Annotated in this window: 12 protein-coding genes, 2 rRNA genes and 1 riboswitch; all 14 genes read right to left on the bottom strand. The window is 35.9% G+C overall.

The genetic code is table 11. The features are described from left to right. Positions 1–14 precede the first annotated feature (14 nt). Positions 15–1502 carry a threonine synthase gene (thrC, locus tag G558_RS0109590; protein WP_028829972.1) on the bottom strand — a complete coding sequence of 496 codons (1488 nt, stop codon included), beginning with the start codon at positions 1500–1502 and terminating at the stop codon, positions 15–17. A gap of 133 nt (positions 1503–1635) precedes the next feature. Beyond that, positions 1636–3000 carry a sigma-54-dependent transcriptional regulator gene (locus G558_RS0109595; protein ID WP_028829973.1) on the bottom strand — a complete coding sequence of 455 codons (1365 nt, stop codon included), beginning with the start codon at positions 2998–3000 and terminating at the stop codon, positions 1636–1638. After that, a complete protein-coding gene (locus G558_RS0109600; RefSeq protein WP_028829974.1) occupies positions 2997–5042 on the bottom strand; it encodes a transporter substrate-binding domain-containing protein in 2046 nt (681 codons plus the stop codon). The genes G558_RS0109595 and G558_RS0109600 overlap by 4 nt, the downstream gene beginning before the upstream one ends. A 74-nt stretch (positions 5043–5116) precedes the next feature. Then, positions 5117–6532 carry a Na+/H+ antiporter NhaC gene (nhaC, locus tag G558_RS0109605; protein WP_028829975.1) on the bottom strand — a complete coding sequence of 472 codons (1416 nt, stop codon included), beginning with the start codon at positions 6530–6532 and terminating at the stop codon, positions 5117–5119. A gap of 462 nt (positions 6533–6994) precedes the next feature. Beyond that, positions 6995–8071 (bottom strand): aspartate-semialdehyde dehydrogenase, encoded by a 1077-nt coding sequence (gene asd / locus G558_RS0109610; RefSeq protein WP_028829976.1) that lies wholly within the window; start codon positions 8069–8071, stop codon positions 6995–6997. 45 nt (positions 8072–8116) lie between these two features. After that, complete coding sequence (locus G558_RS12980; RefSeq protein ID WP_051188632.1) at positions 8117–9094, bottom strand: homoserine dehydrogenase; 978 nt, start codon at positions 9092–9094, stop codon at positions 8117–8119. 1 nt (position 9095) lies between these two features. Continuing rightward, positions 9096–10898: a homoserine O-acetyltransferase/O-succinyltransferase family protein gene (locus tag G558_RS0109620; RefSeq protein WP_028829977.1), complete on the bottom strand. Its 1803-nt coding sequence runs from the start codon at positions 10896–10898 to the stop codon at positions 9096–9098. A gap of 22 nt (positions 10899–10920) precedes the next feature. Beyond that, positions 10921–12195 (bottom strand): O-acetylhomoserine aminocarboxypropyltransferase/cysteine synthase family protein, encoded by a 1275-nt coding sequence (locus tag G558_RS0109625; RefSeq protein WP_028829978.1) that lies wholly within the window; start codon positions 12193–12195, stop codon positions 10921–10923. 116 nt (positions 12196–12311) lie between these two features. Further along, positions 12312–12408, bottom strand: a riboswitch (SAM riboswitch). Between the two features lie 117 nt (positions 12409–12525). After that, positions 12526–14565, bottom strand: a complete 2040-nt coding sequence (locus G558_RS0109630; RefSeq protein WP_028829979.1) for a DUF6449 domain-containing protein — start codon at positions 14563–14565, stop codon at positions 12526–12528. Next, positions 14540–15445, bottom strand: a complete 906-nt coding sequence (locus G558_RS0109635) for an ABC transporter ATP-binding protein (protein ID WP_028829980.1) — start codon at positions 15443–15445, stop codon at positions 14540–14542. The genes G558_RS0109630 and G558_RS0109635 overlap by 26 nt, the downstream gene beginning before the upstream one ends. Before the next feature lie 137 nt (positions 15446–15582). Further along, entirely contained in the window at positions 15583–16665 is a 1083-nt protein-coding gene (locus G558_RS0109640; RefSeq protein WP_028829981.1) for an NAD(P)H-dependent flavin oxidoreductase, read from the bottom strand. A 200-nt stretch (positions 16666–16865) separates the two neighbouring features. Continuing rightward, positions 16866–17921: a hypothetical protein gene (locus G558_RS0109645; protein WP_028829982.1), complete on the bottom strand. Its 1056-nt coding sequence runs from the start codon at positions 17919–17921 to the stop codon at positions 16866–16868. A gap of 76 nt (positions 17922–17997) precedes the next feature. After that, positions 17998–18114, bottom strand: a 5S ribosomal RNA gene (gene rrf / locus G558_RS0109650). 88 nt (positions 18115–18202) lie between these two features. After that, positions 18203–18474, bottom strand: a 23S ribosomal RNA gene (locus G558_RS0109655); the annotation flags it as partial.

Consider the following 18474-nt stretch of genomic DNA (forward strand, 5'->3'; position numbering starts at 1 on the left):
TTCCCCCGTCTTTTTTATTGTCTTTTTAATAGTGCAGTCACGACTTCTTTTATATCACTTCTCTCTGCCATAAGATTGTGAATAACTTCCTTGCCCTCAAGTTCTCTTAGCGGCCCAGGAATTTCAACTCCAGTTTTAGAGCTCAAAAGATCCAAAATTTCAAATTCAGACAGACCTGAAATATCCAGCCCCAGTGCTTCGCATACACTTGGTGCAAATTTGAAAGGGCTTGCTGTCGAGAGCACTATAGTCTTGCCAGGTAAATGAATTTCTTCGGCGGCGCTATAGGCTACTGAACTGTGGGTATCCATGAGATATCCGTACTTTTTATATGTCTTATGAATGGTTTCTTGTGATAAAGCGTGACTTGAGCTGAACCCAATAAATATTTCCAGTTCTTTTTTTATCTTTTCATTAAATTTTTCATCATCTCCGAAAATGCAATAAAAGCCTTGTTTTTCAAGCTGGTCCATCCACTTTGATACCATATTTGTGCTCGCCGATATATGATAAAGGAGTCTCTCCAGATTGCTTGAAATCAGTATGTCCATAGAAGGTGATGCGGTAAGAAGAAGTTGCCTTTTTTTGTTGTAGATGCCTGTTTGGAAAAAATCAGTCAAAACATCATTTTCATTTGAGGCACAAATCAGCCTGTATACAGGCAGCCCCATCTTTTTTGCGTAATATCCGGCAAGTATGTCCCCAAAATTTCCTGTAGGTACACAAAAGCTTACTTTTTCTCCCTCTTTTATCTCGCCTCTTGCAACAAGTTCTGTGTATGAATAAAAATAGTATGCAATCTGCGGAATGAGCCTTCCAATATTTATAGAATTTGCGGATGAGAAATCCAAATTGTCTTTCATAAGTAATTCTCTAAGTTTTTTATCTGCAAACAAGTCTTTTACAGCGCTTTGAGCATCATCAAAATTCCCATTTATGCCTATCACATTTACGTTACTTCCCTCTTGTGTTATCATTTGTCTCTTTTGTATATCACTTACTCCATTTTGAGGATAAAGCACAACTATTTGTATATCTTTTTCATATGTATCTTTATTTGAAAAAGCTTCCAGTGCCGCTTTTCCCGTGTCTCCTGATGTCGCAGCCAGTATGACAGTATTGTTTGAATCAATTTCTATTTCTTTTGATTTTCTGACAAGATGCGGTAATACAGAAAGTGCAAAGTCCTTGAAAGCACAAGTTGGGCCATGATATAGCTCCACAACATTAAAATCGCCCGCCTTCTTGATAATAACTGGAGGATTCTCGCTAAATTTGCTGTATGCCATTTCTACCTGCTCTGAAATACCTATTTCTGGAAAAAAACTACTTAAGACTTTGTTGCACACGTCGCTATAATTATCCATTTCCATGCATTCTTTGTATATATTCTCAAACTTTTCAGGAACGTAAAGCCCCCCATCACTTGCAATTCCATGTATTATAGCTTTTGATCCACTTACTCTTTCTTTGTCATTTCTTGTGCTGAAAAATTGAGCCATGTCGCTTCTCCTTTTTGTCCGTCCTTTGGATACACGTGTTCATATGAGTGTAATTTTTATTTTATCACACAAAATATCCTTTTTCAAGCCCCACACAAAAAAACAAATCACCTCTATCAGATGATTTGCTTACTTAATGTTTTATATTGATCTCATACTCTTTTACCTTATTATATAGCTGCCTGCTCGAAATTTGAAGAGTTTTGGCAGAAATTTCCATATTAAAGTCATTTTTATCAAGAACCTCTTTTATATACTTTCTTTCCGCTATAGTTCTCGCTTCTTTCAGACTTAGATTTGAGTTTTTTTCATATTCATTTGAATCCAAAAATATATTATATTGGGTAGCGTCTTCAAGTGATATGCTGTCATCTTCAGCCATTACAGTAAGTCTTTCTATTATGTTTTTCAGTTCTCTTATATTACCCGGATAATCATACGAAAGTAAGACTTTCATAAGATTATCATCGATATGTCTTATGTCTTTTTTCAGTTCCCTGCTGCTTTGCTCCATGAAAAATTCAATTAGAAGAGGCAAATCTTCTTTTCGTTCTCTAAGAGGGGGTATTTCTATGGTTACAGTACTTATTCTGTAATAGAGGTCTTCTCTGAATTTTTTCTCTGCTATATCTCTTGAAATATTGCGATTAGTAGCGCATATAAGTCTAAAATCTACTTTTATAGGTTCATTGCTTCCTATTCTCTCGATTTCTTTGTTTTCTATACTTCTAAGTATTTTCGCCTGAGAGACGAGGGGTATATCACCTATCTCATCCAAAAATAAAGTACCTCCATCCGCTGATTCAAACCGGCCCTTCCTCATACCCTCAGAACCAGTGAACGACCCCTTTTCATGACCGTATAACTCTGATTCAATAAGGGTTTCAGGAAGAGCATGGCAGTTAACTGAAACAAGTACATTTTCACGTCTACTGCTTTTCATATGGATGTATTTGGTAAGGATTTCTTTGCCCGACCCTGATTCCCCAAGTATAAGGACATTTACATCTGTTGATGCTACTTTTTCTGCAAGTTTTAAGACATTTGAATATTTTTCACTTTTGGTACTGAGCATGGCATCAAACCCATATATCTGGCTCCTGAGCATCTCGTTTTCTTTACTGAGCTTGTTAATTTCTACAATTTTTTCTATTTCAAAAATCAGCTCCTGAGGGTTATTACTTTTTATGAAATATGAAAATGCGCCTTCTTTTATAGCTTCTACTGCATTTTCAATACTGCCATAGGCTGTTATTATTATACATCTGGACTTTATCTTGTTTTCCTTAATATATTTTATAAGGTCCATTCCGTTCATGCCATCCATCATAAGATCGGTAATTACAATATCATATTCTTCTGACTTCATTGCCCTTACAGCCTCTAAACCATTTTGTGCACAATCTGCTTTATATCCTCTCTTCTTCAGTATTGCGCGAAGTAGTTCCCTGAAATTCTTTTCATCATCAACTATAAGTATTTTTGTTTCACTTTTCATTTTAAATCATCTCCGTCTTCTTTGAAAGCTGGAAGTTTAAGTGTAAATACTGTTTTCTCTTCCATACTTTCAACCGCAATTTCTGATCCAATTTTTACACTTTCTGTATACGCTATATAAAGTCCAAGTCCCGTTCCTTTTCCAATATCTTTTGTTGTAAAAAATGGCTCGTATATCTTTTCAATGTCTTTTTTTGAAATTCCTCCTCCGTTATCTTCCACTTTCATTATAATAAACAAGCCCTGCCGGTGTCCCGATATAGCTATGTATCCATCTTCTCCTATTGCATCTACTGCATTTTGAATAAGATTCATAAGTATATGACTCAGCGAAGTCCGGTTGGTATTTATATAAAGACTTTGATCTATATCCACCTTGAATACTATCTTGTTTTTCTTTGTAGATACAGAGTAAAGATTTATTACTTCATCTACCATATCTGATAAATTCATAAATTCATCTTTACTCTGATTTATTCTGGAAAAATTAAGCAAATTATCAATAATTTTACCTGCCCTCTCTATCGAGCTGTCTATAGAGTCTATTGCCATTTCTCGCATCTGCTGATCCCCCCAATCCTCATTCATGAGAAATGTGGAGTTTCTTATTATACCCAGGGGATTTCTCAGCTCATGAGCTACTCCCGCTGCGAGCTGGCCAACTGCTGACATCTTATTTTCCTGTGTCAGCTTGTCTTGATTAATCTTTCGCACCGTTACATCTTCAATCATTATAGCAAGGCGCCCCACTACATTTTGTTCATGTTCTAGTATAAATATCTTTATATTATATATGCCACTTTGAATTTTCAATTCATAATTATTTGAAAATGAGTCATACCCATCCAAGGCTCCCTTGTTGAGTATTTTAAATATTATCCCGGTAAATTCTCTTTCAAAGTCTTTAATGACGGGCATTCTTGTAAAATCACTTCCAATAAGCTCTTTCTCTTTTTTCCCAGTATATATTTTATATGATTTGTTTACGCTTATTACAGTCCCTTCTGCATCAAGTATTACAATCATATTATTTATGCCGTTAAAGGTGACTTCGAGCTCCCTCTTAGTGCTTTCTAGTTGTTTTGTTCTTGTATCCACAAGGTTTTTCAGGCTCTTATTCCACATATAAGCGGTATATGCACTTAGAATCCCCAGAAAAATTGATATCATAAATATAAGTCTGAGTTTTTCTGTATTTCTTTTTGCACTTCTTTCTGCATAAAGCATCCACTTTTCATTAATCTTGTCTATAGTTCCATTTTTTCTTAAGGTGAAAATAGCCTTGTTAAGCACCGCAACTATGTCTGAATTAGCCTTTGGTACCCCAAGTACACATTCTTCTTCGTATATGGGCTTAGTTAATATATGATAATCATCCATATATTTAAGTTCTTTCATAAAATATCTTATAACAGGTTCATCTCCCGCAACTGCCTGTACTTTTCCCTGCTCAAGAAGACGAATCGCTTCTTTAAGATCTTTTGAGTATATTATATTCTCTTTTTTTACCCTTTTGGATATAAACTCTACTGAATAATCCGACTTTTGAACTGCCACCTTCATATCTTCCCAGTTGTCTTGTTTTATAAGGTTTTCATACTCTTTTCTCGCTACAGCTACTCCTCTTATAGTGTATATAGGATCGGTAAAGGCAAAGTACTTGCCCCTTTCTTCAGATGGAATCATGTCACATATATCAGTCTCACCTTTTTTTAAAGCCTCTATTGCATGGTCCCATACCATGGGTCTTGATATTATGTTTTCCCCTAGTTGTATGGATATTGCACTCATATGATCCACAGCAAGTCCCAGATACTGTCCACTTTCCTGGTAATATGCACCCATGGGAGGGTCATTCATATTTCCTCCGTATATTATCGGAGAATACTTATTGAGTATCTCCTTGTCGTTTTCTGTAAAATCTCGTGAATAATTTATATATTCTATTATGTTTACATTATATTCTAATACCAGCAATTGATTTATACCAAAAATAATTATCAAGGCAGCCAGAATAAAATATGTGTACCACTTATTTTTCATTTTTTACTCCTAAAAAAATTGAGAGAGCATTCCGCTCTCTCAATTATATCATTTTATGAAATTTTTTTCAATTTTTATTCTGCAAGCTTAAGATTATCTCTTTCTTCTATTTCTTCTGGTGTCATTTTTGCTACAGTTACTCCAACATAGCTCAGAGCTATTACTACTATAGGAGTCACATAGTTAAATACTGCCCACGGAGCATATGCGAACGTAGATACTCCAAGTACCCCCATAAGGAAGGCTCCACATGTATTCCACGGTACCAGAGCCGAAACTATGGTTCCTGAAGATTCAAGTGCGTTAGAAAGTGTTTTTGGATGAAGTCCACGATCCCTGTAAGTCTGAGCATACATTCTTCCTGGAAGTACAACCGCTATATACTGTTCTGGCATAGTCATGTTGCTTAAAAGACATGTAGACATTGTAAGGCCAATAAGTCCCTGATCTGATTTTACATGCTTTACCAGTTTTTCAACTATTACTTCAAGCTGACCAGTTCTTTCCATTATTCCACCAAACATCATTGCAAATATTGTGAGTGATATTGAATAGAACATGTTTGAAAGCCCTCCTGATGAAAGCAGTGAATCTATTACTTCAACACCAGTCGTACTCTCGTATCCATTGTATCCCACGTTTAATATATCTCCAAAATTCGCCCCCTGGATTATCATTCCAAGAATAGCACCAGAAATTATTCCCAGAAAAATTCCTGGTATTGCTGGCATTTTCTTTGCTATAGAAAAGATTACTATAACAGGTGGCAAAAGAAGTAGTGGAGAAAGGTTAAAGTTGTCTGAAAGTCCCTGCTTTATAATTTCTATTGCCCCAAAATCTACATTATCTGCTCCAAATCTCATACCTACAAATCCAAAGAAAATAAGAGTTATTGCATATGCTGTAAGCGTAGGTTTCATCATGAATTTTACATGAGTAAATACATCTGTTCCAGCCATTGCAGGTGCAAGATTTGTAGTATCTGAAAGAGGTGACATCTTGTCTCCAAAATAAGAACCCGAAATGATAGCTCCAGCTGCTATAGGAGCTGGTATTCCAAGACCTGTAGCTACTCCCATAAGTGCAACACCTATCGTCCCTGCCGTTCCCCATGAAGTTCCAGTTGCCAAAGATGTTATAGAGCATATTATAACTGCCGCAACAAGGAATATCTGAGGAGAAAGTACTTTAAGTCCGTAGTATATCATCGTCGGCACGACTCCAGCTTGCAGCCATACTCCAATAAGCACTCCTATTATTGCAAGTATTATTATTGCCTGCATAGCTTGAAGTATACCCTGGAACATACTATCTTCTATTTCTTTCCATTTAAATCCCATTTTAATTGCAATAACTGATGCAAAAGCTGTACCTATCAACATAGGTATATGAGGATTAGCGCCATACACTGCTATTCCCACTCCCATACAAAGTATCAGAAATGTAAAAGATAAAATTGCTTCATAAAGATACGGTTTTCTTGCTTCCATGATTCCTCCTGAATTCTTATGTAACGTAAAAAATATTAACATGTCCTTTAATAAAGCAATATTCGTGCCAACATCGTCGTTTAAATAGTATCAATATCAGCATCCCAGCTTTTTCAGTAACTTTGGCATTTTTATGATTTTTATATGTTTTTTTTGCACCCCCCTTTAAACTTCATCTGGATTTCATTGGTATACTACGTTTTCCGAAATTGAAATTTATTTCTTTGTTTTTTGAATCATTTTTCAATTACTCCCTATTATGGACTTTTATATACTGAAAATTCAATTTTGTGACTATAATTACATAAAATAGAGCCTTGTTTTTTTATATTTCAACTTAAAATAGATAATATTTTAACATATCATCCATGATTATTCACTAAAAAACACCTCCAGCATGAAATGTATCATTTGGAGGTGTTAAGTATTAAGCTTTATATTAAATATATTATTAAAATATATTTAATCCAGATATCCCATGTTTTTTATAAGCTCCGCAGTCAAAAGTGCTCCGCCTGCTGCACCCCTTAGAGTATTGTGAGAAAGACATACAAACTTATAATCAAATATTGTATCTTCCCTCAGCCTGCCTATAGTCACAGCCATCCCCTTTTCTAGATCTGCATCAAGCAAGGGTTGAGGCCGGTTGTCTTCTTCCATATAATTCAGGAATTTTTTTGGAGCCAGCGGAAGGTTCATATCTGCTATTGCAGTCTTGTAATTTTCCCATCTTTCCAGAATCTGTTCTTTAGACGGTTTTTTTGCAAATTTTACCGCCACGGTTGCCATGTGTCCATCGAGCACCGATACCCTTATGCACTGAGCACTTATAACCGGTTTTAAGGCATTTACAATCTTTCCATCTTTTACCTGCGCCCATATCTTAAGAGGTTCTTTTTCACTTTTTTCTTCTTCTCCTCCAATATAGGGTATAACGTTTCCTATCATTTCTGGCCACTGGTCAAATGTCTTTCCACTTCCAGATATAGCCTGATAAGTACTTACCATAACCTGGTCTGGTTCAAATTCTTTGAGCGCATCAAGTGCTGGTACATAGCTCTGTATTGAGCAATTTGGCTTTGCAACTATAAAACCTTTTTTTGTTCCCAGCCTCTTTTTTTGTACATCCAAAATGTGCAGCTGATCCTTGTTTATCTCTGGGATAAGCATTGGTACATCAGGTGTCCATCTATTTGCAGAGTTGTTTGATACAACAATTATCTCTTTTCTCGCATAGGCTTCCTCAATTTTAACTATTGCCTCCGAGTCAAGATCCAGTGCACAAAGTACTAATTCTACATCTTTGCCCACGGTTTCAAAGTCGCTTACATCCTCCACCACCATATCTTTTACATATTCTGGTATTTTTTTATCCAGCTTCCATTTGCCTTCTACAGCATCTGAATATTTTTTCCCTTTAGAATTAGGACTTGCTGCAAGGACTTTTACCTTGAAATAGGGATGGTCTTCAAGCAGAGTCAAAAATCTCTGCCCTACCATTCCTGTTGCTCCAAGTACGGCTATATTGGTTTTTTTCATCGTCTTTACCCCTTTATATAAAGTTTACACTATCATAATTAGTAATTACAGTTTTTCTGCAATGGCAAATATGTCGCTGACTACAGCACTTGCTGTAGGTCTTGAACCGGCTCCCGCTCCCTGGAGCATTATCTCGCCTGCGTTGTCACAGGTTATATATACTGCGTTCATGGCCCCGTCAACGTTTGCAAGAGAGTGGTCCTTACTTATTTCTAAAGGAGAAACTGATACCCTGACTCCATCTCTACATTTTTCAGCCTGGGCTATAAATTTTATGGTATTGGCATTTTCTCTGGCTTTATTTATATCTGAAATGCTAACTCCTCTTATACCGGTTCTTTTTATATCATTTAAATCTGGCATGATATTAAATGCCAGTTTTGAAAGTATTGCAATCTTGTACATGGCATCATAGCCTTCAACGTCAGATGTAGGGTCTGCTTCTGCAAATCCAAGTTCTTGTGCCTTTTTAAGGGCAGATTCAAAGCTCTGGTTTTCATTCATCATCTTGCTGAGTATATAATTTGTAGTTCCGTTGATAATCCCTGATATCTTTTGTATCTCATTTGCCACGAGTGAATCCTCAATCACTCTTATTACAGGAATAGTTCCTGCAACGCTGGCCTCATACATAAAAGACACGCCTTTTTCTCTTGCCTTGTCTTCTATTGATCCTCCAGACATGGCTATAGCCATCTTGTTTGCAGTTACAACATGTTTTCCGGCTTCAATTGCCTGCTCCATATATTTTGAAGCTGGCTCCTGGCCACCTATTAACTCTACTACTATCTGGATCTGCGGGTCATTTATTATCTGTGCATAATCATCTGTCAGAATTGCTTTGTCTACTCCATAGTCCTTGTCTGTATTTCTCACAAGAATTTTCTTGATTTCTATTACTTTTTTCTCACCTGTTTTTTCAAAAAGCTTCTGACTTAGCTGGTCTTTTTTCTCTTCTAATATATTCTTTACTCCGCTTCCTACGGTTCCAAGTCCGAGCAAAGCTATCTTAACAGTCTTCATTTTACTCTCCTCCATTTATTATCGTCCCTGTATCTTGTGGTTTGTTGGTATTTTTAATATTTATTGGTATCTCGGCTTTGGCTACAGGCCTTATTGCATCTGGGTGATATACCTGGGCGCCGTTTTTTGTTATATCCAAAAGCTGGTCGTAAGTCAGGGTATCTATGGTCATGGCATCTTTTTGCTTTTTAGGGTCTGCTGTCATTACTCCGCTTACATCTGTCCAGTTTTCATACATGAATGCACTTATTCCATTGGCTATTATGGAGCCGCTTATATCAGACCCTCCTCTTTCAAAGGTCTTTATGCTTCCCTTATGGTTGGACCCATAAAAACCAGGAATTACAACTTTATCTTCTGGAGATATCTTTCTTCTTATTTCTGAATAGGTCTTTCCTTCATCGAGCTTTCCTTCTTCATCAAAAAATATAAGGTCTTTTGAATCAATAAAATCATAGCCTAGATAATCAGCCATTATCACCGCGCTCAGATATTCTCCCCTGCTTATAACAAAATCTCTGTCACTTGAATCTCTGAGCTGATCTGTAACTTCCTTTATCTCCCGTTTTGATTTACTGGTAACTCCAAGCTCATCGCATATTTCTTCAAATCTTTCTTCTATCTGGCAGATTACCTTCTCTTTTTCTTTTATAAGTAAAACTTCTTTTTTCTTAAGCTCTCTTATCTGGTCTCTTACCCTTTCTTTCACAGTCTGTATATTATGGGTATACCCCAGCATATCTGTCACCTTTACGTCTCCATCATACCTCTTGCCCGGAGCCGATACCACTATATAGTTTCTGTCATTTTGCGAAAGTATTATATCTTTTACCTTGTTAAACTGTGATGCATCAGAAAGTGAAGTCCCGCCAAACTTTGCGACTATTTTTTTGCTTATGTTATCTATATCATAAGGCGTCTCCTGATATACGCAGTAATTGAGCCAGTTGCTGAAAAACAGGTTTCCGTGAGACTTCCATCTGACCATTATTTCTTTTTCGGAATCATCATTTCTATAATAGTTTGCAGGTAGCTCCGTTTCTTTCCCGTTTGCAAGGTCTCTTTTGTATTCTTTGTCGATTGTATCTTCGTCGTACTCACTGTGTCCTGATACAAATATCAATCTGTTATCTCTGGTCGCCGCCAGGTGTACGCCTGCATCATCTGATCTTGCTATTATATCCAGGTCTTCTATTTTTTTAATATCTTCTTCTTTGCAATAGGTGTATCTCGACTGAGGAGCATAGAAATATTTATCAAACCCTCTTGTCAGGACATTATCTGCAATTACTTCATTTTCGAATATGCCCGACAGTTTTTTGTCCATTTGATGTTTTTCTACTCCGTAATAGTGGTAAAGAGCGGCCTGAGATGCCCAGCATATGAACATGGTCGAATAGACGTGTTCTCTTGCATAGTCCATTATTTCCTTGAGTTCTTCCCAGTAACTGACCTGAGTGTAGTCAAGTTTTTCGACTGGAGCCCCTGTAACTATCATTGCATCATATTTACTGTCTTTTATCTCATCAAATGTCTTGTAAAACTTCTCCAGATGTTCCCTGCTTGTGTTTTTACTCTCATGAGAGCTGGTTCTTATCAGGTCTACATTAACTTGGAGGGCTGTATTTGAAAGCATCCTAAGGAGCTGTGTCTCTGTTTCTATCTTGGTGGGCATAAGATTTATTATCGCTACTCGCAGCGGCCTTATGTCTTGAGTCTGAGCCCTGGTTTCATTCATTACGAAAATCTTTTCTTTTGTCAGAATCTCTTTTGCTGGCAAATCATATGGTATTAATACTGGCACGTCTCTTCACCTCTTCTATTTGTTATGCTTTTAATGCCTGATCCAGGTCTTGGAGTATGTCGTCTATATTTTCAATACCTACTGAAAGCCTTATCATGTCAGGCTTTATTCCTGCCTGAAGCTGTTGGTCCTGTGAAAGCTGTCTGTGAGTCATGCTCGCCGGATGAAGCACGTGGGTTCTTATGTCTCCTACGTGTACTACCAGGCTGGCAAGTTTAAGGTTGTTTATGAATTTTTTTCCAGATTCGACTCCGCCCTTTACTCCAAAAGATATTATTCCACTGGCTCCCTCAGAAAGATATTTTTTAGCAAGCTCATAACTTTGTGATGATTCCAAAAGTGGATAATTTACCCATGAAACATTTGGATGATTTTCAAGGAATTTAGCTGCTGCAAGTGCATTACTGGAGTGCCTTTGCATTCTTAATGCAAGCGTCTCGACTCCAAGGTTTGTAAGGAATGCATTAAATGGACTCATAGTGCTTCCCATATCTCTTAAAAATGCTACTCTTGCTTTTGTTATATAGGCGGCCTCTCCAAATTTTTCTGTGTAGCTGATTCCATGATAACTTGGGTCTGCTTGTGTAAGATGAGGGAATTTTTTGCTTGATTTCCAGTCAAATTTTCCACTGTCTACTATTATTCCACCTACACTGGTTGCGTGACCATCAATATATTTTGTAGTCGAATGCGTAATTATATCAGCTCCAAATTCAAAAGGTCTGCAAAGATATGGAGTTGCAAATGTATTATCCACTACCAGCGGTATCTTATTGTCATGAGCTATTTTTGCAATTCTTTCGATGTCTAGAACATCAACGCCTGGATTTCCTATTGTCTCTCCAAATATCAGCTTTGTATTTAGTTTTATTTGAGACTGGATTTCTTTTTCATCCGCTCTGTGATCTACGAAGGTAACCTCTATTCCCATTTTTTTCAAAGTAGAAGTAAACAGCGTAAATGTTCCTCCATAAAGATTTGACATTGCAAGCAAGTGTTCTCCCGCATTACATATAGTTAAAACAGATATAAGCGTTGCGGCTTGTCCAGATGAAGTAGCCAGGGCCCCAACTCCGCCTTCCATTTCAGCAATTTTATTTTCAAAAGCCTCCACGGTAGGGTTACTTATTCTTGAATACATATGACCTGCCGCCTCAAGATCAAACAATTTTCCTACTTCATCTGCGTCATCGTATTTATAGGTTGTTGACTGAAATATTGGCAGTATTCTCGGTTCTCCATTTTTAGGTTTATATCCGCTTTGTATACATTGTGTCTCTCTTGCATATTTTTTCATTTTAGTTTTCACCTTTCTGTAATTAATAATTATGTTTTATATTTAGTGCAGCTAAAATATGGTATAAAAAAGCCACACTCTTGTAAGTGTGGCTATAGTAAATTTCTATTAGGCTACACTCATCTTTCAGACATTTCTGTCTGCTGGAATTAGCACTAGCTTTCGCTTTGCCGGGTTTCTAAGGGCCAGTCCCTCCACCACTCTCGATAAGTTTGTTTGTTCTTGATATTCAATTGTATTTTCTGGAGCATCGTTTTGTATATAATACTATACTTCCATAAATAATGCAAACAATTTTTTGAAGATTTTTTTATATTTTTTGAATTATTGTTAAATTTCGATATCTTTTGCATATATAAAATCGTATCCAGAATTGTTATCACCCTTGAAATAAACGATTGCCCATTTGTTAGAATCTGGTATAACAAAACTATTATAGCTTATATTATAACTTGAAATAAATTCAGTAAAAAAATCTTTAATTTCATCTTTTTCTCTGAGAATTTTTACTGGTTCTTTTGACTCATATGTCTGCGCATAATTTATCTCTTCCTTAGCGTCTTCTTTATATTCATATAATTCTATATATTCCACCGAATCAGGATTTATGCGTTCTTCTATTGTGTAACCCAAAGATGAAAGTATTTTAAGGGTATTCTCATATTCCTTAAATACAGGAACGTCTATTCTTTGTTCCTCATAATCCGTGAATGTAATTATTGCCACAGGGCTGTTTTTTCTCAAATCAGCTGCTTTAATCTTTAAGAAGTCATATTGAGCTGCATTTAAAATCACTCTCATCTTCTCATTGCCTTTTATTTCTGATGCATATGAGTTTTTATTATCTGGATTCACAAATCCGGGAAACTCAACCGAAGCTTTTTGTATCTCCTCTGATTTAAGATTCATAAGCGGATAATACCTGTATTTAAATTCATGCGTATCAAACACATTAGAAAAAATAGAAAGTGCCTTGTTCAAAGGTGGATACTTGTAATATCTAATAATGTTTTTCCCATCCTTAAGATTGAATTTTACAGCCACCTGAAAATGTTCAATTGATACAAAGCTACTGCTTGATTTGTAATTTTTCTGATTTTGTACAGAAATATCTGCAATTTCAATAATAGCTTTGATCGTATCTGGATTTGAAAGCCTTACGCTTTCCATTTTATCAATTTCGTCATAATCATGTGAGTTATAACTTGTGTAAGGGTCAACGCTAAAGGGATTTATAGAAACTGATTCCACATCACTAAATTCTGGTATCTTTTTGTCATAACCTGCCAAATCATAGTCCAGGGCCGTAAAACCAAGTGCGAACACAAGCATAAAAATGCTCAATTTTCCTTTATTTTTAAATATATTCTTCATGTCAAAACTAAGAAGGCACTCTAATATACAATGTCCTATAAAAGCACTGAAAATCAGTCCAAATATCATCCAGCTGTTACTCTGACCCACTTCATAAAATATGAGTCCTCCCGCCATAGTGCCTGCAATAAGTACTAGATATTTTACAATTTCCTCAAGCTTTTTATTTATTATAGCTTTGCCAGCTGATTCTGAAGGCCTCCTATTGAAAATATATATATTTAGAATAATTATAGCAATCAAAGCTACAACTTCACCAAGCAAATTTAAATTTAAATTTAATGTTTCAGAAAACAAATTCGTCACTGGCGATAGATTCATAAGTAATTTATCTGTAAAAATAGCATTTGCGTAAAATGTTTTAAAAAAGAATTTCATGTATTGACTAAACAATACTGCAATCATCTGAATATATTCCAAAATAACGAATGTTATAAGTACGTGAATCAGACTCGTTCCCGCTATAAGCCCTGCCAGTATACTAACTGAAAATATCGAATTAAAGTAGAGTATGTTAATCATAAAAGTCTTTAACATATCCATATAATCTATCTCTGCTCCAAAGCCAACAACTGAAATCACCACGCAGGCAAGAATGATATTGACTATATAAATAATTCCAAAGCTTATGTTTCCAGCAAAAAAATTACTTACAAAAATTCTGATCCTGCTAATGGGTAGAGAGTGATACAGATCAACCTGTTTTTTTGAATGAATATAGGAGAAAAATGTCCACCCCATTACCAATGCTGCCATGATAAGCGTAAGCTTGAAAAAAGCATTGCCTTGTCCAAGTATTCTTGAAATATTTTCGCCTGCATTATCCTGAGTGATATACTTGTTAGCTACATCAGAAATATATCTTTGGAATATAAGCGCCGATTGTATGGGAAGCGTGAACAGGCAACTTACAAAAAACAATGCACTTACCCATATATTTTGAAAAAGCCTGTCTTTTATCATCCGGATACTAAAGCATAATCGATTTGATATCATAGCCGGCCACCTCCGTTTCTGTTATGAATATTTCTTCAAGAGACAATGGCAGCACCTCATAAAAAAGAGGCTTCATGCTTTCAATCTTTCTTACCAGATTATCATTATTCTCCTTAGAAACAATGGTATAAAGTGATGCTCTTCTGTCAAGTTTGATTATGTTTATTCCATTGTCTGCAAAGTCCTGTTTTTGAAGGTCCTTGTTAAATACGCATTGAACTTTTTTAAGTTCAAGTTTCATTTCAATAATATCCTTTGACAGAAGCACTCCCCCTTTATGAAGCAGTCCTATATGGTCACATATGTCTTCGAGTTCCCTCAGGTTGTGTGATGCTATAATGGGAGTTATACCCCTGCTCTTTATATCTTCTCTCAGGAGATTTTTAACCGCTTGTCTTGCAACTGGATCTAATCCATCAAAGGTTTCATCACAAAGAATGTAATCCGTTTTGCAGCACAGCCCTAAAATTACAGACAGCTGCTTCTTCATTCCCTTTGAAAAAGTATCTATCTTTCTTCTTGGATCAAGTTCAAAATCATTCATAAGCCTTATAAACCTATTTTTAGAAAATTCCTTATAGAATGTAGAATAAAAACCTGCCATCTCAACAGGAGTTGAGTTTTTTATAAAATACTGTTCATCCGATATGTAAAAAACCTTTTGCTTTATCCTTGCATTTTCATAAATCGGATGTTCTTCAAGCAGGATTTGCCCATCATCTGGACTTATTATCCCACTTATTATTCGCATAAGTGTAGACTTTCCAGCTCCATTAGAGCCTACAAGCCCAAATATAGATTTAGATTTTATGTTCATAGTAATATTGTCCAAAGCTTTTATATCATCGAATTTTTTTGATACATTGTTTATTTCAATCAAATTTTCCAAACCCCTTTCAAATTGTTATACATTGTAATTATAACATAATAATTTCAACTATATGAATAATCTACAAAAAAAGGAATACTCTTTTTCATTTATCCGAAAAGAATATTCCTTTAATTTATCCAATATTTTTATAATGCAGCTATATACTCCGCTTCAAGTGAATCTACAAGTTCTTTAACACTTGTTATCTTATCCACCCTCCATGCATTCCCACCAGCAAATGCAAATCCATTTTCAAGTTTTCCCTTGTATGCGTTTATAAGTGCCAGTGCAATACAATAATCGCTCTGTTCTCCCTTGCATGTTACTATGCAATTATAAGGACACTTTGCAGGCGTTTTATTACCCTTTTTAACCTCTTCTATAAAATTGTTGTGTACAGCTCTTCCTGGTAGCCCAACTGGGCTCTGTATAAGGCGTATATCCGATTTTTGTGCATTCACATACATTTCCTTGAATTTTATGTCTGCATCACATTCATGAGTTGCCACAAATCTTGTTCCCATCTGAACACCATCAGCCCCAAGGTCCAGAATTTTCTTTATATCAGAACCAGAGTAAATTCCTCCTCCAGCTATAAGTGGTATTTTTTGTCCAAGAGATTTCTCCAGTTTTTTAAGTTCTTCAACGACTGGAACAATCAGGTTTTCAAGACTGAATTCGCCGTCTTCTACCTGATCTTTAGAAAATCCCAAGTGTCCTCCCGCCATAGGCCCCTCAAGTACAAAGCCATCTGGAATATAATTATATTTATCTATCCATTTTTTAGTTATTACCTTGAGGGCTCTTACAGAAGATACTATAGGTATGAGCTTAGTCTTTGAAGAAGCGGTTTTTAACGATGGAAGATTCAGTGGCAGACCTGCCCCCGCAAATATTATATCTATGCCTTCTTCTATTGCTGATTTTGCAAGTTCATCAAAATTTCTTGCCGCCACCATTATGTTTACGCCTATTATTCCATTAGTCAGCTCTCTCGCCCTTTTTATGATTTTTCTAAGAGCTCTGTTGTTTGCACTTATATAATCTGTCCCAAAATCAGGTTGATCCATGCCTATTCCAGCTGCTGAAATAACTCCGATTCCACCCTCATTGGCAACTGCCGAAGCCAGCCCCGAAAGTGAGATCCCTATACCCATTCCACCTTGAACAATTGGAGTTTCTGCAACAAGATCTCCTATTTTTAATGATTTACCATTCCATTTATGCATTCTATTCTCCTCATATAAGACTTTACAGTGAATAAAGCCAGTTTTTATCAGACTCTTTATGCGTGTCTGTTTAAAAGCTTTGACTATGATGCTTTACGTTCAATATTTAGTTAACATATCCAGTATAACACAATTGAAATCTCACTTCAATATTAAATAAAAAAACCGCCATATGTTTTTATGACGGTTAATATTATGGGTTAAATCCTATCAACAGGACTGAATCCATATGCTTTTGTAAACTTCATATTATGATTGAATCCTTTAAGTATTTCCAATGGATCTTTATTTTTCATCTCTGCTTTTTCAAGTTTATCTCTTTCAAATTCAACAGAGAGTACAGTGACCCTTTCTTTCTTTGTTATAACTTCATTTATATAATCATCTACTATGTGAACTACTGTTTTTTCTATCGGAAGCAGTGCAAACATGTCCTTAGCTATCCTTATTGCAGAAGCTGCAATATATAACCTTATAATCTCATTATGCTGAGATCTTTTGAAATTATTCTTTTGAAGTTTACCATTGCTCGAAAGAGATAATTCAAAAAATGGAACAGTATTTGAAGAGTCAGCCACATATTCTACGTGAATAGTATCTGAAGAATTTGAGCCAAATTCAAAATCTACGCCAAATTCCAGTAGATCATCAAGGGGTCTCATTTCATTTATAACCTCAAAATATGCATCTATATTCCCCCTTAGCACCTCACCAGCCAAGTCTACAAGAGTTCTCCATCCATTATATGTCTCTTCATCTTTTTCCATAGCTTTTCTTAAATCATTCTTCATATTTGATAGTTTTTTTTCAAGCTTTGTTTTGAATATCTTTTCACTCGCAGTAGGTATATAATTATCTATTTGTTCCTTTACTTCCAATGCATTTGGCCCAAGTGCATTTATATTAAACGGCTCGGGGCTCTTATATACATAGTTCCAGTCAATGCTTTCATCAGAATTTCTATGTATTTCTGTAATCATATCCATAACTTTTTTATATTCATTTATTGCAGTTTTAGCATCACCCTTGTATTCTTCGATATTTCCATTTATTATTTCTTTAGAAAATTCCTTATGCAAAAACGATGTATCTTCTGTATGCAATTCTAATTCATTATCATTAAACTGGAGTTTTCTATTGCTGATTATTGTTTTTCTCAGACCTGTATTTCCAAAATTAAAATCCTGAGCAATTTTTCCAATATCAGACTTTACTCCTTTTGAAATCGTAAAGCTTTTTCTGAACCTCAATCCCATCCTTTTAATTTCCTTTCAAGCATTTTCTTGTTCATGATTAAAAAAAGCACTTGAGATATTCTCAGGTGCTTTTTTTAATTGGCTACGTCCTACTTTCCCAGGAGGCTGCCCTCCAAGTATTATCAGCGATGCAGGGCTTAACTTCTGTGTTCGGAATGGGAACAGGTGTATCTCCTACTCTATAATAGCCATATTTTTAATATAAAATTATATTAGATGGATGTACCATCAAAACTGCAAACCAATGTAAAGTTTTCACTTTTTCATTCCAGGTAAAAATTATGGTCAAGTCCTCGATCTATTAGTACTCATAAGCTACATACATTACTGCACTTACACCTTGAGCCTATCAACCACGTAGTCTTCATGGGATCTTACTCCTTACGGATGGGAAATCTTATCTTAAGGGTGGCTTCGTGCTTAGATGCCTTCAGCACTTATCCATTCCGCACATAGCTATCCAGCTGTGCCACTGGCGTGACAACTGGTGCACCAGCGGTGCGTCCAACCCGGTCCTCTCGTACTAAGGTCAGCTCCTCTCAAATTTCCTACG

The organism is Proteocatella sphenisci DSM 23131, from assembly GCF_000423525.1.
Taxonomy (GTDB): Bacteria; Bacillota; Clostridia; order Peptostreptococcales; family Filifactoraceae; genus Proteocatella; species Proteocatella sphenisci.